Annotated in this window: 25 protein-coding genes and 1 riboswitch; of the genes, 7 read left to right on the top strand and 18 right to left on the bottom strand. The window is 42.7% G+C overall.

The genetic code is table 11. The features are described 5' to 3' along the window. Positions 1-33: 33 nt before the first annotated feature. Together secDF and QRN39_RS07860 are read right to left on the bottom strand one after the other, a co-directional pair. Positions 34-2,262, bottom strand: coding sequence for a protein translocase subunit SecDF (secDF, locus tag QRN39_RS07865; RefSeq protein WP_003216337.1), 2,229 nt, complete (start codon positions 2,260-2,262; stop codon positions 34-36). Positions 2,263-2,303: 41 nt separating this feature from the next. Next, positions 2,304-2,600, bottom strand: coding sequence for a post-transcriptional regulator (locus QRN39_RS07860; protein ID WP_003216788.1), 297 nt, complete (start codon positions 2,598-2,600; stop codon positions 2,304-2,306). A 115-nt stretch (positions 2,601-2,715) separates the two neighbouring features. Here QRN39_RS07860 and spoVB point away from each other — a divergent pair, with 115 nt between their 5' ends. Then, complete coding sequence (gene spoVB / locus QRN39_RS07855; RefSeq protein ID WP_137054910.1) at positions 2,716-4,266, top strand: stage V sporulation protein B; 1,551 nt, start codon at positions 2,716-2,718, stop codon at positions 4,264-4,266. Position 4,267: 1 nt separating this feature from the next. On the opposite strand, the gene QRN39_RS07850 is transcribed toward spoVB, so the two are convergent. Next, positions 4,268-4,930: a DUF421 domain-containing protein gene (locus QRN39_RS07850; RefSeq protein WP_003216185.1), complete on the bottom strand. Its 663-nt coding sequence runs from the start codon at positions 4,928-4,930 to the stop codon at positions 4,268-4,270. Positions 4,931-5,095: 165 nt separating this feature from the next. On the opposite strand from QRN39_RS07850, the gene QRN39_RS07845 reads away from it, so the two are divergent. Continuing rightward, positions 5,096-5,473, top strand: a complete 378-nt coding sequence (locus tag QRN39_RS07845) for a TIGR04086 family membrane protein (RefSeq protein ID WP_003216839.1) — start codon at positions 5,096-5,098, stop codon at positions 5,471-5,473. A 51-nt stretch (positions 5,474-5,524) separates the two neighbouring features. Here the strand turns inward: QRN39_RS07845 and yajC are convergent, their stop codons facing one another. The 7 genes from yajC to QRN39_RS07810 all read right to left on the bottom strand — a co-directional run bounded on the left by yajC (position 5,525) and on the right by QRN39_RS07810 (position 10,542). After that, positions 5,525-5,791, bottom strand: a complete 267-nt coding sequence (gene yajC / locus QRN39_RS07840) for a preprotein translocase subunit YajC (RefSeq protein WP_003216659.1) — start codon at positions 5,789-5,791, stop codon at positions 5,525-5,527. 48 nt (positions 5,792-5,839) lie between these two features. After that, positions 5,840-6,985: a tRNA guanosine(34) transglycosylase Tgt gene (tgt, locus tag QRN39_RS07835; RefSeq protein ID WP_284906806.1), complete on the bottom strand. Its 1,146-nt coding sequence runs from the start codon at positions 6,983-6,985 to the stop codon at positions 5,840-5,842. A gap of 30 nt (positions 6,986-7,015) precedes the next feature. Continuing rightward, positions 7,016-8,044: a tRNA preQ1(34) S-adenosylmethionine ribosyltransferase-isomerase QueA gene (queA, locus tag QRN39_RS07830; protein WP_212046170.1), complete on the bottom strand. Its 1,029-nt coding sequence runs from the start codon at positions 8,042-8,044 to the stop codon at positions 7,016-7,018. Positions 8,045-8,078: 34 nt separating this feature from the next. Beyond that, complete coding sequence (locus QRN39_RS07825; RefSeq protein ID WP_003216361.1) at positions 8,079-8,279, bottom strand: DUF2905 domain-containing protein; 201 nt, start codon at positions 8,277-8,279, stop codon at positions 8,079-8,081. After that, positions 8,272-9,276, bottom strand: coding sequence for a Holliday junction branch migration DNA helicase RuvB (gene ruvB, locus QRN39_RS07820; protein WP_284906805.1), 1,005 nt, complete (start codon positions 9,274-9,276; stop codon positions 8,272-8,274). Before ruvB ends, QRN39_RS07825 begins: the two co-directional genes overlap by 8 nt. Positions 9,277-9,287: 11 nt before the next feature. Further along, positions 9,288-9,893, bottom strand: a complete 606-nt coding sequence (gene ruvA, locus QRN39_RS07815; RefSeq protein WP_117731146.1) for a Holliday junction branch migration protein RuvA — start codon at positions 9,891-9,893, stop codon at positions 9,288-9,290. Between the two features lie 148 nt (positions 9,894-10,041). After that, positions 10,042-10,542, bottom strand: coding sequence for an intercompartmental signaling factor BofC (locus QRN39_RS07810; protein WP_170966011.1), 501 nt, complete (start codon positions 10,540-10,542; stop codon positions 10,042-10,044). 238 nt (positions 10,543-10,780) lie between these two features. Here QRN39_RS07810 and QRN39_RS07805 point away from each other — a divergent pair, with 238 nt between their 5' ends. Continuing rightward, positions 10,781-11,425 carry a protein kinase family protein gene (locus tag QRN39_RS07805; RefSeq protein ID WP_137054909.1) on the top strand — a complete coding sequence of 215 codons (645 nt, stop codon included), beginning with the start codon at positions 10,781-10,783 and terminating at the stop codon, positions 11,423-11,425. A gap of 33 nt (positions 11,426-11,458) precedes the next feature. Here QRN39_RS07805 and QRN39_RS07800 read toward each other — a convergent pair whose 3' ends face one another. Then, complete coding sequence (locus QRN39_RS07800; protein ID WP_003216799.1) at positions 11,459-11,641, bottom strand: hypothetical protein; 183 nt, start codon at positions 11,639-11,641, stop codon at positions 11,459-11,461. 192 nt (positions 11,642-11,833) lie between these two features. Here QRN39_RS07800 and QRN39_RS07795 point away from each other — a divergent pair, with 192 nt between their 5' ends. After that, the gene (locus QRN39_RS07795) at positions 11,834-11,980 is read left to right on the top strand and encodes a hypothetical protein (RefSeq protein ID WP_003216600.1); all 147 of its coding nucleotides are present in this window, start codon (positions 11,834-11,836) and stop codon (positions 11,978-11,980) included. Positions 11,981-12,015: 35 nt separating this feature from the next. Here QRN39_RS07795 and thiC read toward each other — a convergent pair whose 3' ends face one another. After that, on the bottom strand, positions 12,016-13,776 hold the full coding sequence (gene thiC, locus QRN39_RS07790) for a phosphomethylpyrimidine synthase ThiC (RefSeq protein ID WP_050943661.1): 1,761 nt from the start codon (positions 13,774-13,776) through the stop codon (positions 12,016-12,018). A gap of 127 nt (positions 13,777-13,903) precedes the next feature. Next, a riboswitch (TPP riboswitch) is annotated at positions 13,904-14,012 on the bottom strand. Between the two features lie 237 nt (positions 14,013-14,249). On the opposite strand from thiC, the gene QRN39_RS07785 reads away from it, so the two are divergent. After that, positions 14,250-14,882: a LysE family transporter gene (locus QRN39_RS07785; protein WP_226803775.1), complete on the top strand. Its 633-nt coding sequence runs from the start codon at positions 14,250-14,252 to the stop codon at positions 14,880-14,882. 40 nt (positions 14,883-14,922) lie between these two features. Here the strand turns inward: QRN39_RS07785 and QRN39_RS07780 are convergent, their stop codons facing one another. The 5 genes from QRN39_RS07780 to nadB form a co-directional block, all read right to left on the bottom strand. Continuing rightward, positions 14,923-15,540 (bottom strand): YhcN/YlaJ family sporulation lipoprotein, encoded by a 618-nt coding sequence (locus tag QRN39_RS07780; RefSeq protein ID WP_003216228.1) that lies wholly within the window; start codon positions 15,538-15,540, stop codon positions 14,923-14,925. A 323-nt stretch (positions 15,541-15,863) separates the two neighbouring features. Then, the gene (safA, locus tag QRN39_RS07775) at positions 15,864-17,141 is read right to left on the bottom strand and encodes a SafA/ExsA family spore coat assembly protein (RefSeq protein WP_284906804.1); all 1,278 of its coding nucleotides are present in this window, start codon (positions 17,139-17,141) and stop codon (positions 15,864-15,866) included. Between the two features lie 131 nt (positions 17,142-17,272). Further along, positions 17,273-18,382 carry a quinolinate synthase NadA gene (gene nadA, locus QRN39_RS07770; RefSeq protein WP_284906803.1) on the bottom strand — a complete coding sequence of 370 codons (1,110 nt, stop codon included), beginning with the start codon at positions 18,380-18,382 and terminating at the stop codon, positions 17,273-17,275. Next, positions 18,369-19,232 carry a carboxylating nicotinate-nucleotide diphosphorylase gene (nadC, locus tag QRN39_RS07765; protein ID WP_284906802.1) on the bottom strand — a complete coding sequence of 288 codons (864 nt, stop codon included), beginning with the start codon at positions 19,230-19,232 and terminating at the stop codon, positions 18,369-18,371. Before nadC ends, nadA begins: the two co-directional genes overlap by 14 nt. Next, a complete protein-coding gene (nadB, locus tag QRN39_RS07760; RefSeq protein WP_284906801.1) occupies positions 19,214-20,788 on the bottom strand; it encodes an L-aspartate oxidase in 1,575 nt (524 codons plus the stop codon). Before nadB ends, nadC begins: the two co-directional genes overlap by 19 nt. Positions 20,789-20,882: 94 nt before the next feature. Here nadB and QRN39_RS07755 point away from each other — a divergent pair, with 94 nt between their 5' ends. Both QRN39_RS07755 and QRN39_RS07750 read left to right on the top strand, forming a co-directional pair. Next, entirely contained in the window at positions 20,883-22,025 is a 1,143-nt protein-coding gene (locus QRN39_RS07755) for an IscS subfamily cysteine desulfurase (protein ID WP_417894897.1), read from the top strand. Between the two features lie 3 nt (positions 22,026-22,028). Next, positions 22,029-22,571 (top strand): transcription repressor NadR, encoded by a 543-nt coding sequence (locus tag QRN39_RS07750; protein WP_003216377.1) that lies wholly within the window; start codon positions 22,029-22,031, stop codon positions 22,569-22,571. Between the two features lie 24 nt (positions 22,572-22,595). Here QRN39_RS07750 and pheA read toward each other — a convergent pair whose 3' ends face one another. Further along, positions 22,596-23,474 (bottom strand): prephenate dehydratase, encoded by an 879-nt coding sequence (pheA, locus tag QRN39_RS07745; RefSeq protein ID WP_003216746.1) that lies wholly within the window; start codon positions 23,472-23,474, stop codon positions 22,596-22,598. Positions 23,475-23,478: the final 4 nt, after the last annotated feature.

The following is a 23,478-nucleotide window of genomic DNA, read 5'->3' as shown; positions in this document are numbered from 1 at the left end:
AAAAAAGACTGCCATTCAGGCAGTCTCACTCAATTAAATATCTTGCTCAGTATCAATCTTCGCCGGTTTTTTCATCTCACGGCCTTTCCACATGAGCCAAATTTGCGCTGCGATATATAGAGATGAGTACACCCCTGTTAACAGACCGACAAGTAAGGCGATGGAGAAGTTTGTAATTGATGCTGATCCAAAGATAAGCAGTGCGATCACAACAACAAGTACGGTTAATACCGTGTTGACAGATCGCGTAAAGGTTTGCTGTAAACTTAAGTTCACAATGTACGATAGATCTTCAATGGTTTTTGGTTTGCGCTTCTTCATTTGTTCACGAACCCTGTCAAAGGTGACGATCGTGTCGTTGATCGAATATCCGATGACTGTGAGGATCGCCGCAATGAAGGTGACATCCACCTCTAAACGCGTAATACTAAAGAAGGCCACGATAAAGAACGCGTCATACAGCAGTGAAATAATCGCTGCAATGGCCATTTTATATTCAAATCGAACGGATACATATAAAATGATCCCGATTGAAGCAATGATGACAGCATATAATGCATTTCGGGCAAGTTCTTTCCCAACAGTCGGAGACACTGTACTTACGTTCGGCTCCGTTCCGTATTTATCTTTGAAGTAATCTTTCACTTCAGCAATCTTTTCTTTGTTCGGCACACCGACAAATCTCGCTGCTGCCTGATTTTCTTTTTGACCCGATAACACGACACTGTCTGTCTCAAGGTCCAGCTTTTTAAAGTCTTGCTCGACTTGTTCAGTTGACAGCTTGTGATCACTTTGGATATCAATTCTAGTTCCACTTGTAAAGTCAATTCCCGCATTCAGCTTGAAGATGGAAAGAACGATGATTCCCGCAATGGTGATAGTAGCTGAGAAAATCATAAATCCTTTACGTTTGCTGACGAAATCCCACTTATCAAACGGTGTTTTTGGCTCGGTGGTTTCTGTTGTTTCATGAATGTTCATAATGTCTTTTTGACGAACACCAAACCAGCCTTTTCTCCGGTCAAGATAGCGGCTTTCAACAAGAAGACCAAGAAGGAATCTTGATAGGAAGACAGCTGTGATAAAGCTAGTTAAAATCGATAGGATGAGCATCGTTGCAAATCCTTTTACCGAGCTTGTCCCGAAGAAGAACAGCACGCCGCCGGCAATAATACTTGTTAAGTTTGCATCAAAGATGGTTGCAAACGATCGGCGGTTCCCTGATCTGAAAGCAGAACGGACTGATTTGCCGAGCTTGAGCTCTTCTTTGATCCGCTCATAAGTAATAATGTTGGCATCAACAGCCATCCCTACCCCTAGAATCAATGCCGCAATTCCAGGCAGCGTCATGACTGCACCCATCCAATCAAACACTTGAAGCGTAATGTAAATATAAGCTGAAAGTGTGATGACAGCGATAAGACCAGGTAATCGGTAATAAAGCAGCATGAATAAGAAGATAAATGCGATTCCTACAATTCCTGCGAACACTGTTTCGTCCAGTGCTTGTTCACCAAACTGTGCACTCACAGATGTTGAATATTTTTCTGTTAATTTCACTGGCAATGCCCCGGCATTTAAAATACTTGCAAGGTCCTTTGCCTCTTGGACAGTAAATTTCCCTTCAATTTGCACGTCACTGCTGTTAATTTCTTGATTCACATTCGGCGCAGAGACATACTTATGGTTTGATTTTGAGACTTCTTTTTTGAAGGAATCTCCTTTGTGGTAATCAAGCCAAATGACAAGCTGGTTATTCGGCGCCATCGCCGCTACTTTTCTTGTGACGTCACCAAATTTTTTCGCATCCTTTAGTTTAACCGTCACAATTGGCTCATTCGTTTGACTGAATGTTTGTTTTGCACTGTTTTCGACCAGGTCAGCCCCGTTAAGGAGTTCTTTATCATTCGTATCTCTGAAGGATAGCTGTGCTTCAGTGGAAAGAATCTCCCTAGCTCTGTTTTGATCTTTTACTCCCGCAAGCTGCACACGGATACGATTGTTGCCTTCAATCGAGATGTTCGGCTCACTTACACCTAGCACATTGGCTCTTCGGTTTAAAGCCTCCACTGTACTGACGAGGACACTATTTGTGATTTTATCCTCTTTTTTCACTGGATGTACATCATACAGGACCTCAAATCCACCCTGTAAATCCAGCCCTAGCGTCATATCTTTCGCAACAGGCTTTGTTAGTAAGCCTACGCCAGTTCCGATTAACAGAACCACTAAGAAAAACGCAAGAATGCGCCCTTTTTTCATTATGTATTTCCTCCTTAAACACCTGAATCCATTAAGATGGCTTATTTCAACAGTTCATCTAGCATATTCTTGCCATCTTCACTGTCCAAAAAAGCAGACGTTTTAAACGACTGAACGGTTGCATAGTTCATAAATTCGCCAATTTTCACAGATAAAATATCTGCAACCATTTCATGAATCGGATACTCTTGTTTTTTCTTCCACTTCTTATTCTCTAAGTATGACCATAATTCCTCTAAATCTACATCTTTATAGCCCAAAACGATGAATTCTTCAAGCTTACTGAACAGAAAAGGCTTTAAATGGTCTTTGTAAATTGCAGCCGGATGTTGTGTCAATGGGACGCTCCCCCTTTTCAGTTTTTATCGAGAGACTTGTCATGCTTGGACGATATACACGCATATCTTATTGTATATGATTCTATGTCGTTTGAGAAGGCAGGTGATCTTTGATTTGACGAAGCAAACGTTTTTAAAGGGCACGATTATTTTAATTTTAGCAGGTTTTATCACGAGAATATTGGGTTTTGTCAATCGAATTGTCATTGCAAGGTTCATTGGCGAAGAAGGAGTCGGGCTTTATATGATGGCTGCTCCTACCTTTTTTCTCGCTGTGACGCTAACACAATTCGGACTGCCTGTCGCTATCAGCAAGCTTGTCGCAGAAGCAGAAGCCCGGGGTGACAAACAGAAAACAAAACGAATTCTTGTCATGTCTCTTGCGATAACAGGGACTCTCAGCCTGATATTCACGCCGCTCTTTTTATGGTTTGCACCCATCATGGCAGAAAATATGCTGACAGATCCTAGAACGGTCTATCCACTGCTTGCCATTACGCCCGTTGTCCCAGTCATCGCCATTTCCAGTGTGCTAAGAGGATATTTTCAAGGCAGACAGCAAATGAGCCCGCTTGCCATATCTCAAGTACTGGAACAGGTTGCAAGAATTTCTCTAGTGGCAGTATGTACAACGGCTTTCCTTCCTTATGGGATTGAATATGCGGCAGCAGGTGCGATGATTTCATCTGTTATTGGAGAGATGATTTCACTTGCTTATTTACTGATTGCCTTTCGTTATAAAAAGACCATTCGTATTCGAAAACGATTTTTTAAGGCGATTCATGACGGTAAGGACACGTTTAAGCAGCTGATGAGTATTGCCCTGCCAACAACAGGCAGCCGTTTTATCGGGAATATTTCGTGGTTTTTAGAGCCGATAGTTGTCGCGCAAAGTCTTGCCATTGCTGGATATGCGGCCGTCGAGGCGACAAGACAATACGGGGAATTGACTGGTCTTGCGCTGACCCTTTTGACACTGCCTAGCTTTATTACGTATTCTCTCTCCACTGCACTGGTCCCAGCAATCAGTGAAGGAATGGAGCAGAACAAACGCAAAACGGTCGAATACCGGCTGAAGCAGGCGATGCGTCTTTGTCTACTCAGCGGAGGTATTTCCTGTATTATTCTTTTCGTTTACGCAGAAGATTTAACGCTCTTTATGTATGGTTCATCGCATGCGGCTATTTATGTAAAATTCATGGCACCATTTTTTCTTCTATATTATTTTCAAGGGCCGCTTCAAGCCGTCTTGCAAGCACTCAATTTAGCTGGTGCGGCGATGACGAATAGTCTGATAGGTGCTGTTGTGAAAACAGGAATGATTTTTGTCCTTGCTTCACAGCCGGGCTTTGGCATTATGGGGGCAGCACTTGCAATATTAATCGGCATCGTCCTTGTCACGCTGCTTCATGCGGCAACTGTCGGTAAAGTACTGCCTATTCATTTACCAATGAAGGAATATGGGATATGCGTTCTTGTGATCATCGGCACTGGGGCCGTGAGCCTTTGGCTGAAATCTCAAGTAAACGGGCTCTTTTCTGCCCCGATTGAGCTTGTGATGCTGATCTTTGTTACGTGCGTAATGTATGTCATTCTATTAATCTGTCTAGGGCTAGTGAAGCGTGAAGAGCTTCGCCGTATCCCGTTTATAGGGAAACTGCTTTAGCTCATTTCTTCTTGATCACTTCATCTTTCAAATCAATATAAAATGTCTTTTGATTAAAGCTGCAGTAGGAAATCTGATCAATTTCATGATAGCCCCTTTTGGCAAGCTCATCTTTCAGCCACTGTTCATTTTGATTAATTTGCTTCAAATGATCGTGCTGTACAACGCCATCTGCAATAAGTGGCAGCTCAAGCGCTCCGTGTGTGTGCTTGTTTTCTTTTTCGACAACCGCAAGCTTTCCGGATGGCTCTAAAATGGCGTAAGACACATCCTGAATGCTATCGATGTTGTTTTCTCTTAATTGAATGAGCAGGTCATCAAAATTGTATCGCTGTTTTCTCATCGCACCCTCGTCAATTTTCCCATTAATGATGAGCAGGACCGGTTTGCCGTCAAGAAAGCGCCGGACACCTTGGAATTTCAATGAGAGATAGGCAAGTGTGATTTGAATGAAGGTTAACAGCAGGATCGGCCATACCGTATGTAACATGTGATCCTCGACTTCTTCTATAGCGAGAACCGCAATTTCTGCGATCATCATAAAAATGACAAGATCTAAAATACTCAATTCGCCAATTTCTCTCTTTCCCATTAACCGAAAAATAAACCAAATAAGAAAATATAAAATGATTGTTCTCATGGAGATAATCAAGATGTCCTGCATGTGATGTAAACCCTCCTTCTCCACCATAGCTTGTGTCAAAACCCTTTATTTATGTAGAAAAGAAAGCCTCTGTTTTTATCGTGAGAAACATGTCTATTTTTTCTTCTATGTGAATACATTTTAGTAAAAGACAAGCTTCGATCAATTGGAGAGGAGACGAATCACATGCAGGAAACGAAACAAATCGGAAAAGGGATTTTATCCGGCTTAATGGCCATTTTTATCGTCATGATTGTCACAAGCTTACTTGTATCGCTCATGCTTACCTTCACAAGTATGCAGGAATCATCGTTTAAATGGATGATTATGATTTTGTCCTTTGTGGCACTTTTATTAGGGGGGATCATTTCTGGAGGAAAGGCAAAGGAGCGCGGCTGGTTCATTGGTGCGATTACTTCGCTGATCTTTTCCCTCACTGTATTTTTGTTTCAATATTTAGGGTTTGGAGAAACCTTTTCACCAGAGCAGTTCATCTATCATGGGGCATTTCTAGGGATTTGTATGCTCGGCGGAATGATTGGCGTCAATCTTCGAGGCAAATAAAAAAAGAGCGGATCTATATCGCTCTTTTTTTTATGGCTATGTATCGGAGGATTAGCCTTTGTCAGCTAATTCTCTAATAGCACGACGATCGAAAGTTAAACGGTTGTTTTCGCTTGTTTTGATGACCACTTTTGATTCATCAATGTAGTCGATTTCACCGTGTAAACCACCGATTGTGACGATTTTATCGCCTTTTGATAAAGATTGCTGCATCTGACGCACAGCTTTTTGTTGCTTTTGCTGTGGACGGATTAATAAGAAGTAAAGCACAGCAAACATGACAACAATCATAATGATTGAACCCATACCACCATCCATTCTATTTCACCCCTTTCTAAAGCATTGTAAAGCCTTTTCGTTTATGCGTTAAAAGTTTTTCGCATTCGGTTCGTTAAAGCCGTAACGCTCAAAAAACTCTTCTTTAAAATCACCTAAACGATCCTCACGGATAGCTTCTCTCACTTGCTCCATTAATTTTAACAGAAAATGAAGATTATGATAAGTTGTTAATCGAATTCCGAACGTTTCATTTGTTTTGATCAAATGTCTAATATAAGCGCGTGTGTAGTTTTTACATGTGTAGCAGTCACAATTTTCATCGATTGGTCTGAAATCACGCTCATATTTTGCATTTTTCACAACTAGACGTCCTTCGCTTGTCATCAACGTACCGTTTCTAGCAATTCGTGTTGGCAGCACGCAGTCAAACATATCTACACCGCGAATGGCGCCGTCAATTAAGGAATCTGGTGAGCCGACACCCATTAAGTACCTTGGCTTGTCTGCTGGTAACAATGGCGTTGTGAACTCGAGTACACGGTTCATCACATCTTTTGGTTCCCCAACAGATAAGCCTCCGATGGCGTAGCCTGGGAAATCAAGTGACACGAGATCTTTTGCACTTTGTTTACGAAGCTCTTCGTATTCTCCGCCTTGGATGATTCCAAACAGCCCTTGATCCTCTGGACGCTGATGTGCTTCTAGACAGCGTTCTGCCCATCTGCTTGTCCGCTCTACAGAACGTTTCATGTAATCGTATTCTGCTGGATATGGCGGGCATTCATCAAATGCCATCATAATATCAGAGCCAAGCGCATTTTGAATGTCCATGGCCTTCTCAGGAGAAAGGAACAGCTTATCTCCATTTAAGTGATTACGGAAGTGGACGCCTTCTTCTTCAATTTTTCTAAATTCACTCAAAGAGAAGACTTGGAATCCGCCTGAGTCGGTCAAAATCGCTCGATCCCAGTTCATAAATTTATGCAGGCCGCCTGCTTCTTTCACAATGTCATGACCCGGACGGAGCCATAGGTGGTACGTATTGCTTAAGATGATCCCTGCTTCCATTGCCTTTAGTTCTTCAGGCGCCATCGTTTTGACTGTAGCCAGTGTACCTACCGGCATAAATACAGGTGTGTCAAAGGAGCCGTGCGGTGTATGAACGCGCCCTAGTCGTGCACCTGTTTGTTTGCATGATTTAATGAACTCATAACGTATCGGTAAATGCGACAAAATGAGCCCTCCTGTCTTTGTTGTATGATGTTATTGAATCAGCATGGCATCGCCAAAGCTGAAGAAACGGTATTCCTCTTTTACAGCCTCATTGTACGCTTTTAGGACATGCTCTCGTCCAGCTAATGCGCTGACAAGCATAATTAACGAGGATTTTGGCAAATGGAAATTCGTGATCATGCCATCAATTGCCTTGAATGTGTAGCCGGGGTAAATAAAGATTGACGTCCAGCCGCTTGACGCTTTGAATTCACCGTCATGCGCACTTGCAATGGTTTCTAGCGTTCTCGTTGACGTTGTCCCCACTGAAATAATCCGCCCGCCTTCTTTGCGAACGCGATTAAGCTCTGCCGCTGTTTCTTCATTCATTTCGTAAAATTCCGCGTGCATTTCGTGTTCTTCAATACGATCTGCACTGACCGGACGAAAAGTACCAAGCCCCACGTGCAGTGTAATGAATGCGATGTGCACACCCTTTGCTTTCAGCGCATCCAGCAGCTCGTTTGTAAAGTGAAGACCAGCAGTCGGAGCAGCAGCGGAGCCGACCTCTTTCGAATACACCGTTTGATAGCGTTCACGATCGTCAAGCTGCTCTTTAATATAAGGAGGCAGCGGCATTTCACCAAGGGATTCAAGTACTTCATAAAAAATGCCGGTATACTGAAACTCAACTTTTCTTCCGCCATGTTCTAATTCTTCTGTACATACCGCTTGAAGCCTTCCATCACCAAATGTGATCACTGTTCCTTTTTTCACCCGTTTGGCTGGTTTTACAAGTGTCTCCCATTTGTCGCCTTCCTCTTGTTTTAAGAGAAGAAGTTCAACTTTTGCACCTGTATCCTCTTTCATTCCAAACAACCGTGCCGGGAGAACGCGCGTATTATTTAAAACGAGACAATCACCCGTTTGAAAATAATCGGTAATTTGTGAGAATGTATCGTGTTTGATTGCACCCGTTTGTTTATTTAAGACCATCAGTCTTGATGCGTCTCGTTTTTCAAGCGGTACTTGTGCAATCAATCTTTCTGGTAAATCAAAATCAAATAGTTCTAGCTTCATTTCCTTCACCTATTCTGTAGTTAACTAGTTAACGTTATTTCATCCGTCCAAAGATATTCAGTAATATGGTTAGCACGATGCTAATGACAATGCATGTGATCACAGGAAAAAAGAATGTCACATTTCCTTTTTTCACAAAAATATCACCTGGAAGCTTACCAACCAATTGAAAACCTAATCCTGCGGCAAAAAGGACACCACCTAAAATCATCAATATTTTAGGGAATTCAGTCACGAATCGGAACCTCCATTTGAAAATGTTCATACGCTTCTCTTGTGACGACCCGTCCTCTTGGTGTTCTTTGCAGGAAACCAATTTGCAGTAAATACGGTTCGTACACATCTTCAATCGTATGTGATTCTTCTCCAATTGTCGCTGAGATCGTATCAAGCCCAACAGGCCCGCCTCTAAATTTTTCAATCATACTTAAAAGCAGCTTATGGTCGATATGATCAAGACCAAGCTTGTCGACTTGAAGGCGCTCAAGGGCATCTTCCGCAATGTCCTCGGTAATCGCGTGATTCCCAAGCACCTGCGCAAAATCTCTTACTCTTCTGAGCAGACGATTGGCAACCCTCGGCGTACCGCGGGAACGTCTTGCGATCTCTTCGGCTGAGCGAAGATCGATCCCAATCTCGAACAGCTCTGCTGTTCTTGAAACAATGTGAGCCAAATCTCCTTGCTCATAGTATTCCAATCTTGCATGTACCCCAAACCTGTCACGAAGCGGCGCTGTTAAAAGCCCGACGCGGGTCGTAGCACCTACAAGTGTAAATGGCGGTAAATCAAGCCGTACAGAGCGCGCTGTATCTCCTTTACCAATGACGATATCTAAACAAAAATCCTCCATTGCTGGATAAAGCACTTCCTCAATTGAGCGCTGCAAGCGATGAATTTCATCTATAAACAACACATCACCTGGCTCAAGAGAAGTCAAGATCGCCGCCAAATCGCCAGGACGTTCAATCGCTGGTCCAGATGTTGTCCGCAGCTGAACATTCATTTCATTGGCAATAATCGAGGCGAGCGTTGTTTTCCCGAGTCCGGGCGGTCCGTATAAAAGGACATGATCGAGTGTTTCCTGCCTCATCCGGGCAGCTTCAATAAACACGCTGAGGTTATCCTTTACTTTTTGCTGACCGATATATTGGCTAAGTGTCTGAGGCCGCAGACTTTGCTCAATGGCTGATTCATGGTTGTCTGCTTCAGTTGAGACGAGCCGTTCATCCATGAGACATCACCCTATTTCAACATTTTTTGTAAAGCTTTTTTCACATATTGATCGGTTGTGAGATTCTTTTCTTCTTTTAATAATGGAAGAACCTTTTTAATTTCGCGATCACCGTATCCGAGAACATTTAAGGCTTCAAGCGCTTCGTCTAATGCCGTTTGCTGCGTTTCGACCTGAATATGGTCCTCGTGATTAAATAGATTGCCAATCATTTCAGGCACAACATCAGCTAGCTTTCCTTTTAGGTCGAGAATGATTTGGCGAGCTGTCTTTTTGCCAACACCAGGGAATTTAATCAGGAACGCTTCATCTTCACGTTCTATCGCTGAAATGACCGCGCCTGGATCACCGGAAGCAAGAATCGCTAGAGCCCCCTTCGGCCCAATCCCTGTGACATTTAACAGTTTTGTGAACAGCGCTTTTTCTTCTCGTGTTTGAAATCCATATAACGAAAAAGCGTCTTCCTTTATGTAATGATACGTATAAATCGTTTCTTGTTTATTGATTTGATAGATAAACGGGTTTGGGCTATAGACTTGATATCCCACTCCGCCGTTTTCTATGACAACATATTGCGGGCACACATAATCAATGGTCCCTTTTACAAACTCTATCACCGTTTTCACCTCTTTGACTGTTCTTCATTGTAACATAAATCGAGAAGAAAACCGCAATAAAAGTTAACATACGTTCGCTCAATGCATTTTTACGATGACACTACGAAAAACAGCTTGCGGCCTTCACACCAGCAAGCTGTTATACGCTTTAAAACGATATTTCATTTCGGTAAGGCTTCATGACTTCAAGCACATGCTCAAATTCATCCTTTGTTCGAAAAGGAATGCCTTGCTCAAGCTGCTCCTCCACATGACTTTCTAAACGGGACGTATCAATTTGAAAAAAGAGATGAATGGGCTCCGCCCAGCCGTCAGGCCTTCCATGAAACGTAGAAATCACACCGTCCTCTGATAATCCGATATATCCATTTGCTTTACTTAATGGAGAGATATCATCAATTTGCTTTCTAAAAAGCGCAAAATCCTCTTTCTGCTCTACTAGCGTCCAGCCTTTATACTGCGACCAGAATGTGTCTTTGTCTTCTAATGATGCCCGGTGTCTTTCAATACTCACATCTCCGTCTAGATAAACTTTTTCAAGCTGTACGGTGATCGAGTTTGACTGCTTTTGCAAGTGTTCTTTTCCTTCCATATCCGTAGCGAAAAAAAGCACACTTGTCATGATAAGTCCTGTAACGAAACATTTCATCTTCACTTTCACTATTTACACCTCTTTAAAACATGAGATCGATGCATGACATATGTAGTTTGACCCATTTTTCTAAACATTAACCAAATCGATGACATGAATATATGGGAAGAGTCTTTCGTTGTATCCTTCATTCGTAAATGGTATGTTTTATACAATCCATTGCTTTATCGAATGCTCGGTTTTTTCATCATTCGTTTTTCAGCCGCATAAACTGAAACCAAAGAAGGTGAAGTCAATGTCAGAAGTCAAAAGATTAGCCGAATCGATTCAGTATCATGAGGATAAACGTCTTCATAAGCTTGCCTTTAAACCGGCAGAGCTTGAGCTGTGCGGCAAAGGAAGAAGTGCCTATGTCTTTTCATACAAAAAAAACGGCAAGAAAATGGCGTTAAAAGTCTTTTTCCCTTCTTATCAGCATATTGCCCGCAAAGAAGCCGCCATTTATGAAAAACTTTCTGGTTCGTCTTACTACCCTGAGATTTATGAATCTGGGGATCAATATATTTTAATGGAATATATTAAAGGACATACATTCTATGAATGCCTCACAAAGGGGATTCCTATTAAAAAACAAATGATTGAACAAGTCGATGATGCGCTAGAAGAAGCACGCGAGAAAGGATTGAATCCTTCTGATATCCATCTGAGGAATCTGATCTTAACAAAGGAAGGACAGGTCAGGGTCATCGACGTTGCCCGTTTCACACAAACAAAAGCATGCCACCAATGGGATGACTTAAAAGCCGCTTACGCTTATTATCAAAAACCTTTTTTCCCGAAAAAAGCACCGCGTCTATGGCTTGAAGTGATTGCTTATTTATATAAAAAGAACTGGCTGTCCCGCGGCCAGCTTAATAATCGGAATGATTTCTCTGCATAATGAAAGCCGCTCTCACTGAGCGGCTTTTCTGTGTCAATCTGTTTCAACATGGATGCTATTCACATTTAATAAGTTAATGATTTCATTATTCAGCTTAAACCAATGATTGGCTTCTTCAATTTTCTTATACACATCATAGGTAGCTGGACGTTTTAGCTCGAAATCAAGCACTTCCCCATTGTTCATATGAAATGTTACCTTAAATACTTTCATCATAAGATCACCTTCCACTCTCTCTTGTTAGCTGGCCAAATAGATCGGCTCTTTTCATTCATTCTCTACTCAACTCGTTTCCCCTCCTTCTTTCCTTTCAAACACAAGAAGTTTAAATTTTGTTTAAATTCAAACAATATCTCTATCCCTCTTCTTTGCAAAGAAGTATAGTATTTTAAAAAGGAGGTTTTCTTTATGAAACGGAAAAAGAAACGAACATCTCCTGAAAGACAAACAGTCGTGTTTCATTTAACAGATGCCCTCATTCCGAGTCTGGACATGATAGGGGTTGCATTAAAGGCATTTTTCCACCTCTTAAGAAAAGCCTTATCCGCGATCTGATAAAACCCCGCACAACATGCGTGCGAGGTTCTTTTTTAGGATGAATATATTTGACTTCCTTGGCTGATAAACTCCTTCGCCTTCTTCTCCATCTCTTTTTTTACTTCTTCTGATTGATTGCGAATATCATGGGAAATTTTCATACTGCAAAACTTCGGTCCGCACATTGAGCAAAAATGGGCAGTCTTAGCGCCTTCGGCAGGCAATGTTTCATCATGGAACGCCATCGCTCTTTCTGGGTCAAGTGACAGGTTGAATTGGTCCCGCCATCTAAATTCAAACCTTGCTTTCGATAAAGCATCATCGCGCTTTTGAGCAGCAGGATGTCCTTTTGCTAGATCAGCAGCATGTGCAGCAATTTTATAGGCGATCACACCTTCTCTTACATCTTCTTTGTTCGGCAGCCCTAAATGCTCTTTTGGCGTCACATAGCATAGCATCGCTGTTCCATACCAGCCGATCATAGCTGCGCCGATGGCAGATGTAATATGATCATATCCCGGAGCAATATCTGTTGTAAGAGGTCCTAATGTATAAAATGGTGCCTCTTTGCAAATCTCCATTTGTTTGTCTACATTCTCTTTGATTTTATCCATTGGAACATGCCCAGGTCCTTCAATCATCACCTGAACATCATGTTTCCAAGCGATCTCTGTCAATTCACCTAACGTTTCCAGCTCTGCAAACTGCGCTTCATCATTGGCATCAGCTATTGATCCTGGTCTAAGCCCATCTCCAAGTGAAAAGGCAATATCATACGTTTTCATAATCTCACAAATATCTTCGAAGTGGGTATAAAGGAAATTCTCTTGATGATGAGCAAGACACCATCTTGCCATAATGGCACCGCCTCTTGAAACAATACCGGTTACCCGATCGACTGTCAGCGGAATATACCTTAATCGCACGCCCGCATGAATCGTGAAGTAGTCTACTCCTTGCTCTGCTTGTTCAATTAACGTGTCTCTGTACACGTCCCACGTCAAATCTTCTGCCACGCCATTCACCTTTTCAAGCGCCTGATAAATGGGAACGGTGCCTACTGGGACTGGGCAATTGCGTATGATCCATTCTCTCGTTGTATGAATGTCCTTTCCTGTAGACAGATCCATCATAGTGTCTGCACCCCATCTGATTGCCCAAGTCATTTTTTCAACTTCTTCATCAATGGATGATGTCACAGCTGAATTGCCAATGTTCGCATTGATTTTGACATGAAAATGCCTTCCGATAATCATCGGTTCACTTTCAGGATGGTTAATATTTGCTGGAATGACGGCTCTTCCGCTGGCTACTTCCTCTCTCACGAACTCAGGACTTAGCCCTTCTCTTAACGCGATGAACTCCATTTCAGGCGTCACAATACCTTTTTTTGCATAATGCATTTGCGTCACACAGGCACCTTGTTTTGCGCGAAGCGGCTCATGATGAAAATCAGTAAGAACATGCTGATGTGACGATTTCTCTTTGGAGCGATATCCGTTATCTTCAGGTTTTACATGACGTCCTTCATAGCTTTCTGTATCCCCTCTTTCTTCGATCCATGCCGCTCTCAGACGATGAAGCCCCTTTGTAACATCGATATGGGCACGCTCATCGGTGTAAGGTCCACTCGTATCGTACACACGAATCGGTTCATTTTGAATGTTTCCTGCCTGCGTCACCGTTTGTGAGAGGGCAATCTCTCTTTTTGGCACTAAAATGTCAGGTCTTGACCCTTTCTCATACACCTTTCGGCTGCCATCAAAGCTTGATAATAACGATTGAGTTGTTAGGGTATTTTTCTTTTCTTTCATTTGCTGTTCTCTCCTTCTCTTCTTGTCACCGGACAGGATGGAATCAGCACCAGCAAAAAAACCAGGCTCTATGAACAGAACCTGGTTTCGTCGTTAGAAATAAACATGAATCTCATTTATAAGACACATGTATCATCTTCAACTTCCCCACGCTGGTACGAGCCAGATCAGGTCCAAAGGGTTAAGAAGCATACACTTCTCTCTCAGCCCAGCCGCGGGCACCCCTAGTCACATTTATTCATTTCCACAACAGTGTAGCATAGAGATGCCATGAAAAAAAGGAGTTTTAGGAAAATAGTTCCTTTTCACTACAAAAGAGATAAAGCCAGCTTGATATACACCTTTATATACATCATCCTCCTCAAACATTTAGATAAAATCTGAAATAATCATTGATCCTTTTCTCCTATTATGTATAATTAATCTAAACGGAGAATTTTTATACATATTTTTTTAAAGGAAGTTCTAGTCGATTGCAAACATTTCTCACATTTATCGTCATAGGATTCTCAATTGCTCTACCAGTTGGAGCGATCACGGTTGAAATGACAAAACAAGGATTAAAAAACGGCTTCTTTCATGGTTTAACTGTAGGAGCAGGCGGCATGACCATCGATCTCTTACTAATCTTGGCTTTGTATGCTGGATTTGCTCAGTTTTTATCACTGCCATTTGTCCAAATCCCGCTCTGGCTGATCGGAGCTATCTTCTTAATGATGCTCGCATACGATTCCATTAAACATGCGGATCAAGACATCCATTTAGCTGGCGAAAAAGTCAATAAATCTTTCGCAAAAACGTACAGAAACGGCTTGCTTGTCGCGGTGTCTCCTGGAAACCTTGTGTTCTGGGTTTCTGTATTCGGAGCTGTACTGGCAGATGCATATACAAAAACAGATTCATCTGAATTTATGCTGGCATCAGGCGGTATTTTGGCAGGGATTCTCCTTCATGACATCAGTCTTCTCACCCTTGTATCCTTAACAAGAAAAGTGATGAATCGAACGATGATCAAATGGACATCCATTATTGCTGGTATTTTATTACTTGGATTTGGCTGTTATTTCTTTTACGAATTCTATATAGGCATTAAGGTTTATTTTTAAGAAAAGGCTAAAGTTCTTGAGGAACTTTAGCCTTTTTTACTTATCGAGTCATGCCTGTTTGACCTGTTTCAAATTGTGTTCTTCTCATATCTCTAAAGCGTGTGAAAGCTCCCTCGTCTTTAATGACTTGGACAGCTCTTCCATCCGCATAACGAGTCGCTGCTTCTTCCACTTGTGATACGCCCTCTGACGTCAGACGTCCATCTGATTTAATGGCAATATACACATTTTCATCTGTTACCATCACCTGTGAGTCTGCAACGTGGTTCATTTTATTGACGCGATTGGCAATTTTTCTTGAACGCTGCACGTTCTCTTGTTTATCGTAGCCAGAGAACGACATTTGGTTATGATAGTTCATATCTCCATGACTGTAGCGTCCATCACCACCTGCGAGAGGCGTTCGATCATCTGCTTGAGGGCGGGTGCGATAATCAACATTCGTTGTATTCCCACCGTTCATTCCCTCCATGAGTTCAGAAACTGGCCCTTGATGATCTTGGTTATTGTCATCCGCACGGTTATTCGAATGATATCCGACTGGCTGACCTGATTGATTATGACGTGTATCTACACCTGCATTGTCATTTGTACCACATGCCGTTAACCCAATAGGAAGAAGCACTAATGCGATCGTTTTTTGCCATTTTTGTCTCAAACGAAAAACCCCCTGTACAAATTCAATCTCATGAGCGCGAAACAGGCTCTGTTTTAGCATGTACAGTTTGGGGAAAAATCAAGCTGTCAGTTATAAACAAAAAAAGGAACGATTGAGATCGTTCCCTCCAGTTTGCTAAAATGATCTTTATTTTAGCCCTTTTTCTTCTTTTCAGCGTGATAGAAAACCTTTGAAGTCTAGGAAGGACGAGCATCGGAGCGGAGCGAATTTGACATTCGTGAGCACCGGAGCGCAGCCCTGACAAAGAATGCGAGGGTTTGTCTACACGCTGAAAGGAACGATTGAGATCGCTCCTTCTGTTATTACTCTTCTTCGTCTTCCTCTGGTCTTGCAAAAACAGATTGACCTGGATATGGCTGCATATAAGGCTGAGCTGGATAAGCCCCCATTTGGCCATAAGGTACAGGATTCGGGTAATGTCCTGGCCATGGCTGATGCTGCTTCATGCCATCATCACATCCGCAGTCTTCCTTGCCATAAGCTTCATTTGAAACATTTGGATAAAAGCCTTGATTCACGTTCGTATTGACATTGGCGTTGGCATTGGCATTTGGATGCATATGGTGGTGCCAGTGATGCCCATCGTTTGCATGATGTTCATAATGTTCTCCGTAATAAGCTGGCGCTTGATACGCAGGATAATACGGCTGCGCTGGGTATGGATATGGCATCATGTGATGGTGATAATATGGCTGGACAGGATAGCAAAGACCTGACCCTGGTAAAATTGGCGATGCTGGCACCATTTGCTGCGGATATGGATACATTGCCGGCATGTAATGACCATGACCATAATAAGGATCATATGCGTCATGATGCTGGTGATGGTGATGATGTTCCTTATTCTCAGCCATTCCCCCTACCGCTGCGCCTCCTACATTAGGCATTTGCGGGAAATTAGGAAGGTTTGGGTAATTGCTGTGCTCCATATCTTTTCCCTCCTCCTTTTGATGCGGAATATGAATAAACGGATCATACCCCTTTGCCACTTCATCTTTTAAATGACCTTTATTTTCATGATGGAAATGGTCCTTGTTGTCTTTATGCTCCTTATTCTCATGATGAAAATGGTCCTTGTTGTCTTTATGCTCCTTATTCTCATAATGAACATGATCTTTATGATCCTTTTTGTCATGAACATGATCTTTCTTTTCATGAACGTGATCTTTTTTCTCATGATGTTCTTTTTTGGGAGGAGGCGTGAATGGCTGGTAGAGATTGGTCTGATAATAATTCACATCGACTTGTGGAAAAGCTGGCTGCTCGATCTTTGGCACTGGCGGTACATAAGGTACAGGTTCGTTTGGCTTTTCTTTCGGCTTCGTATCTTGCACTTGCACGACATCTTTTGGCTTTTCTTTCACATACGGATGTTCTTTCGGCTTTGGCATTTCTTTTGCTTTGTGATGATCTGTTTTTACAGGAACACCACTAGATGGAATCTTGATCTTCATACCCGGCATGATCAAATCTGGGTTACTGAGCTGTGAATTTAGTTTTTTCAATTCTTGAAAGTCGACTCCGTATTTCTTTGAAATTTTCCAAAGGGAGTCTCCTTTTTGCACAATATGAATTTTCAACGTTTTCCCCTCCTATGCAAAACGTGAACGTAACGGTTATGTCAGAAGTACAATATGTTTCACCATAAATTTATGCCTATTTACAAGCCGATATGATAAAAACTTGTTTTCTGATAGGAGGGGCTGATTCATTATTTAATGGCGAGCATTTTATTCAGTGCAAGTAAAGCGTCTTTTGTCGTGTCTTCATTGACTTGAATCAAACCGACCGGATCACCTTTCTCTATGCTTTCTAGTGACCATAACAAATGAGGGAGATCGATCCGATTCATCGTCAAACATGGACACATATCCGGATTGAGGGATTCGATTTGTTTATCTGGATGCTGATCTATGATCCGCTTGACCAAATTCATCTCTGTTCCAATCGCCCACTTGCTTCCTGCTGCTGCTTCCTTGATCGTATCAATAATAAATTTCGTTGAACCGGCAAGATCAGAAGCCGTGACGACTTCATGCGTGCACTCTGGATGGACAAGAATTTGAATGTCACGGTCTCTTTTTCTCGTTTCTTCAATATTCCGCACCGTAAATTTCTCATGGACAGAGCAATGGCCTTTCCATAAAATCATCTTGATGCGGGAAAGCGGCTGATCGGTGATGAGCCTTTCTTCTATTTGATCCCAGACAGCCATTTCTTCAAGTGAAATGCCTAAATCAAAGGCCGTATTACGCCCTAAATGCTGATCAGGGAGAAACAGAATGCGCTCTTTTTGTGTGAGCGCCCACTCCAGCACTTTTTTAGCGTTTGATGATGTCACAGTGGCCCCGCCATGCTTTCCGACAAATGCTTTAATATCAGCTGTTGAGTTGACATACGTAAGGGGAAGAATTGTCTCCCCAAACAGATTAGTGAGCTGCTCCCATGCTCTATCCGTTTGTTTCATGTTCGCCATATCTGCCATTGAACAGCCTGCTCTCATATCTGGCAATAGAACCTTTTGATTCTTGTTTGACAGCATGTCTGCCGTTTCAGCCATGAAGTGAACACCGCAGAACACAATGTACTCCGCTTCCTTGTTGTCCGCGGCTATTTGTGCGAGCTGCAATGAATCTCCTGTTACATCTGCAAATTGGATGACTTCATCCTTTTGATAATGATGCCCCGGTATAAAAAGCTTTGATCCAAAGGCTCGTTTAATGTCTAACACACGCTGCTTCATCTCATCAACAGAGCGGTGTTTATAGTCTTCTGGCATCATGGCTGTATGTTGATTCGCAAGTACATCAAGCAGTGACATGAGTTGTTCCCCCTTTATGACTGAATTCCATATTCATACTAAAATCAAATGCTGGGGCAGAATGTGTCAGAAAACCAAGTGAAATAAGATCGACACCTGTCCCTCTGTAACTTGGCAATGTCTCTAGCGTGATACCTCCTGAAGCCTCTGTCAAAATTGTCTCAGGCGTCATTTGTTTAAAACGTTTTACCTCGTCCGGAGAGCAGTTGTCAAACATGATGACATCGGCCTTTGCATCAATGGCTTCCTTTAGCTGCGTTTCTGATTCAATTTCCACTTCAATTTTCACCATATGACCGGCATATGCTCTTGCTTTCTCTACTGCTTCATGAATAGAGCCGCATGCAGCGATATGATTATCTTTAATCATTACCCCATCTGATAAGCCGAAGCGATGATTCTTTCCCCCACCTGTCTTCACAGCGTATTTCTCTAACATACGCAAGCCGGGCGTCGTTTTTCTCGTATCACAAATCGTAATCGACGGGTCCGCTAATCGCTGCACTGCTTCATGTGTTAAAGTGGCGATACCTGTCATGCGCTGCAAGACGTTCAAAATGACCCGTTCTCCTTTTAATAAGTCGCTGACTGGTCCCTTTATTTTCGCCAGCACTGCCCCTGAATGAATCCAATCACCTTCTTCAAAGAACAACTCAGTCTGAATCTGTTCATTCAGCAGGCGGTACCCTATGTCAATGACTTGAGAACCTGCCAATACACCCGATTGTTTTGCGATGATATAGGCTGTTCCTTTCTTTTCTCCAAAAATGCCATCAGCTGATACATCTCCAAAACCAATATCTTCTGTGAAAAAATGAGTCAGCATTTGTTTTAACTGTAAACGTTCCATTTGGCACCGATCCTTTCATTTTTCATCATGTGAATGTGGCCTTTTTCATGGACAATTTGCATGCCCCGCCATAATGCATCATTCCGATTTGGATAATCCAATCGATAATGACCGCCTCTACTTTCTGTACGAAGTAATGCAGACTTCACAAGACAAATCGCTAATGTCCATTGATTGCTTAATTCGATCTGTTCACTTGTGATATCCTTCACATTCATTTGCTGATAAGGGACTTGCTGTAATGTTTGCAGTAAGGTCTTTAGCCCTTTTTCGTCTCTTACAATTGCGGCATATGTCGTCATCCATTGTCTCAACTGATTCTCTGAAATCTCTGGCACGGACCATATTTCTTGAATTGAGAAAGAGGGGATTGTTTTTTTCTGTTTAGGTATTTGTTCAATTCTCCGTGCCGCTTTGTTTCCTAAAACGAGACCTTCCAAGAGAGAATTACTCGCCAATCGGTTCGCTCCGTGTAAGCCTGTACAGGCCGCTTCTCCGATAGCAAAAAGAGATGGAACCGTCGTTTCTCCATATTCATTCACGCAGATTCCGCCCATTAAAAAATGCATACCAGGGGAAACTGGGAGCCTGCCGCTTGCCATATCGACACCTGCACGCTCACACATTGCAGCAATGGCTGGAAAACGAACTGAGAAATGTGGAATTTCACTGATATTGAGATACAGATCATGACCTAATTGCTGCTCATGAAAAATAACTCTAGCGACAATATCTCTAGGCGCTAAATCAGCTTGTGGGTGAATACCTTTCATGATCCTCCTACCTGTTTCATCTTCTAAGTAGGCTCCCTCTCCTCGGACTGCCTCTGAAACGAGACCGACTGCTTTTCCAGCGATCGTCAAGAGGGTGGGATGGAATTGAACAAATTCGAGATCAGCTAATTGTGCTCCGGCTCGATAAGCCATCATCAGTCCGTCTCCTGTTACAGAAGGGTCATTTGTGTTTGTTTCATATAGGGAGCCGCAGCCGCCCGTGGATAAAACAACGGCATCTGCGGTCATGGTATGTACGCGATCTTTCTCATCTTTCCAGACCACTCCTATGCAGGTTCCTTCGTGAACGAGCAGATCAACGACATGGGAATTTTCATATAAATGAATATGTGAGCCAAGCTGATTTTTTAAATACTGCACGAGGGTTTTGCCTGTTTGGTCTCCTCCTGCATGCAAAATGCGATGAGTCGTATGCGCCCCCTCTTTACCTAATTGCGGCACGCCCGTCTCCGTTTGATCAAATGGACAGCCTTCTTCTACGAGCTGCTCCACCATATGCTTTCCAAGACGTACGATCTCTTGTACCGCCCTTTCATCATTGTGATCACAGCCGGCAGCTAATGTGTCTTGTACATGCTGATGAACAGAATCCTGTGCTGAAAAGGCAGCAGCGATTCCTCCTTGTGCAAGCATGGAATTACTAGAGGAAAATTGTTTTTTTGTCATCATGATGACTTCGCAGCTTTCTGAAATGGTTTTTGCAAAGGAAAGCGCTGCAATGCCTGATCCCACCACAATGATTTTTTTGATTGATGACACCATCGCCCCTCCTGTCATTTACACCTGTCTTGACACATATCATTACACAACACTACAATAAATACAAGAAAAAATTTTCTCATAGGAGATGGATGGATTGGTTTATTTAGATTACGCAGCTTCTACACCTGTTTCGGAGGAGGCACTGCATGTTTTTCATCAGCTAAGTAAAGATTGCTACGGGAATGCAAGCAGTCTACATGATGCAGGCGGAAGAGCAAATGACATACTGACTTACAGCAGACAATCAATCGCTGCCATTCTTGAGGGCGAACCAGAGGGCATCTACTTTACAAGCGGCGGAACGGAATCCAATCTTCTTGCGATTCAATCGATGGCAAATGGTCTGCCAGCAGACAGGCAGCATGTCATCACAACTTCTGTAGAGCATCCTTCTGTTCATCATGCGTTTAAGAGCTTAGAGCGTCTTGGCGCGAAGGTTACGATCATTGAACCGAATCAAGATGGGCTCATCACTCAGGACATTCTCAAAGATGCATTATTGCCTGAAACAGGATTAGTATCTATCCAGCATGCTAATTCAGAAACAGGGATTATCCAGCCGCTCGCTGAATTAGCACCCACTTTAAAAGAAAGGCACATTCTTTTTCATACAGATGCCGTGCAAACATTCGGAAAGGTTCGTGTGTCCATCAAGGAGCTTGGGGTTGATGCCGTATCCATCTCTAGCCATAAAGTGTATGCACCTAAGGGCGCTGGTGCTGTCTATATGGGCGCTCACGTTCCTTGGAAGCCTTTATATTCAGGTGCAGTTCAGGAAAATGGCTTCCGCCCTGGAACAGTGAACGTTCCATGCATCGGTGCTTTTGCTGCTGCGAGCGAACAATTGATACTTAAGCAAGATGAGCAAAAACGGCAAAATGAGCAGCTTCGTGATTATTTTCTTCAGCAGCTGAAAATGAGACAGCTTCCTGTTCGTACACTTCAGAACAATGGCAATCGCCTTATGCTGCCTCATATTATTGGTTGTTTTTTTGAAGGGTTTGAAGGACAATATGTAATGTTAGCATGTAACCGGCATGGGATTTGTATATCGACTGGAAGCGCATGTGCTTCTGGTTATCATCATCCTTCCCCGGCTGTGAAGGCATTGCACGTATCAGACCGTGATGCTCTTCAATTCATTCGACTATCATTTGGATCGAAGTCGTCAAAAGAGGACATCGATCAGCTTTTGCATACATTTGAACAATTGCAAAAGGAGAAGAAAGGAGCATAAGACGTGGAGCAAGAGAGGAAACTCATTGGCGAAGAGAGAAGAAACGCCATTTTAGAGTGGCTGAAAGAAACAGATTCACCGCTCACCGGGAGCTTTTTGGCTAAAAAGGCGGCTGTCTCTCGACAAGTCATTGTACAAGATATCTCACTATTGAAAGCAAAAAACGAACCCATTATTGCCACAAGTCAAGGCTATGTGTATATGGCATCTCAGCATGCGCCAGAAAGAGAAATTGAACAAATCATCGCCTGCAAGCATGATCCTGTTCGTACAGAAGAGGAACTGACCTTAATTGTAGACTTTGGGGTGACGGTAAAAGATGTGATTATAGAACACCCTGTTTACGGTGAACTAACGGCCTCGATTCGCGTCAGCACTCGCAAGCAAGTAGCTGATTTCGTTCATCATATTTCTAACACGGGCGCCTCCTACTTGTCAGAACTAACAGACGGTGTGCATTTACATACACTCACTTCTTACAGTCAAAAGCAGCTTGACCAAGCCATCCAAGCGCTCGATGATGCTGGCTTTTTAATTAAAGACTAAAAAAATAGTGTCCTATAAGGGACACTATTTTTCATTCGTTAGTTCATATGTTTGGTAGCTGCCGAGCAATTTGACTTCACAGCCAATTGCTTCTAATTCCTGAATCGCACCAGGGACAAGGACATCATCCATTTCTTTTTCTATATCTATAATAAATAAATAGTGTCCAAGACCAGTTTTTGTTGGACGAGATTCAATTTTTGACAAGTTGAGATTTCGCCAAGAAAAGGCAGATAACACGCGGTGCAATGCACCTGATTGGTCATCCTTTGGCAGACTGACGACAATGGTCGTTTTTGGCTTCGATGAGAACCCTGCATTCATTGGGAACGATGCTTTAGGATCTTTATGTAAAATAACAAAGCGTGTATGATTGTGCGGATAATCATGAATGTCTTTTTTTGCAATTGTTAAACCATACGTTTGTGCGGCAATTTCATTCGCAATGGCCCCAGCAGCCTCATCCGGATGCTCACTGATATATTTCGCTGCATAACCTGTTGATTCAACTGGACGATGCGGAATATCTGGGTACTGCTTTTTCAGAAATTGATGACACTGGGCAATCGCGTGCGGATGTGATTGGATCACATCTAATGTCTCCCAGCTTTCCGCTCTTGATGGGTGGACAAGCAAATGCTGCCGAATCGGTGCTGTCATTTCACCAACAATGGACAGCGCTTCTTCATGAATTAAATAATCAATCGTTAAGTTTACAGATCCTTCGAGTGCATTTTCAAGTGGAACGACCGCCAAATCGACTTCGCCTTTTGACACAGCATCCATACATTGCGGAATCGTTGCATAGGCACGCTGCATTGCATCTGCTGGAAAGCAAGAGCATACGGCCAAATGAGTAAATGTTGCCTCTGGTCCAAAATAACCTACAGTTAATTGCTTCATCTGC

Source organism: Bacillus sp. lyk4-R2A-2 (assembly GCF_030209735.1).
In the GTDB taxonomy this organism is placed as follows: Bacteria; Bacillota; Bacilli; order Bacillales; family Bacillaceae; genus Bacillus; species Bacillus pumilus.
The sequence above is the reverse complement of the archived record's forward strand: the minus strand, read 5'-3'. Positions and strand labels throughout refer to the sequence as shown.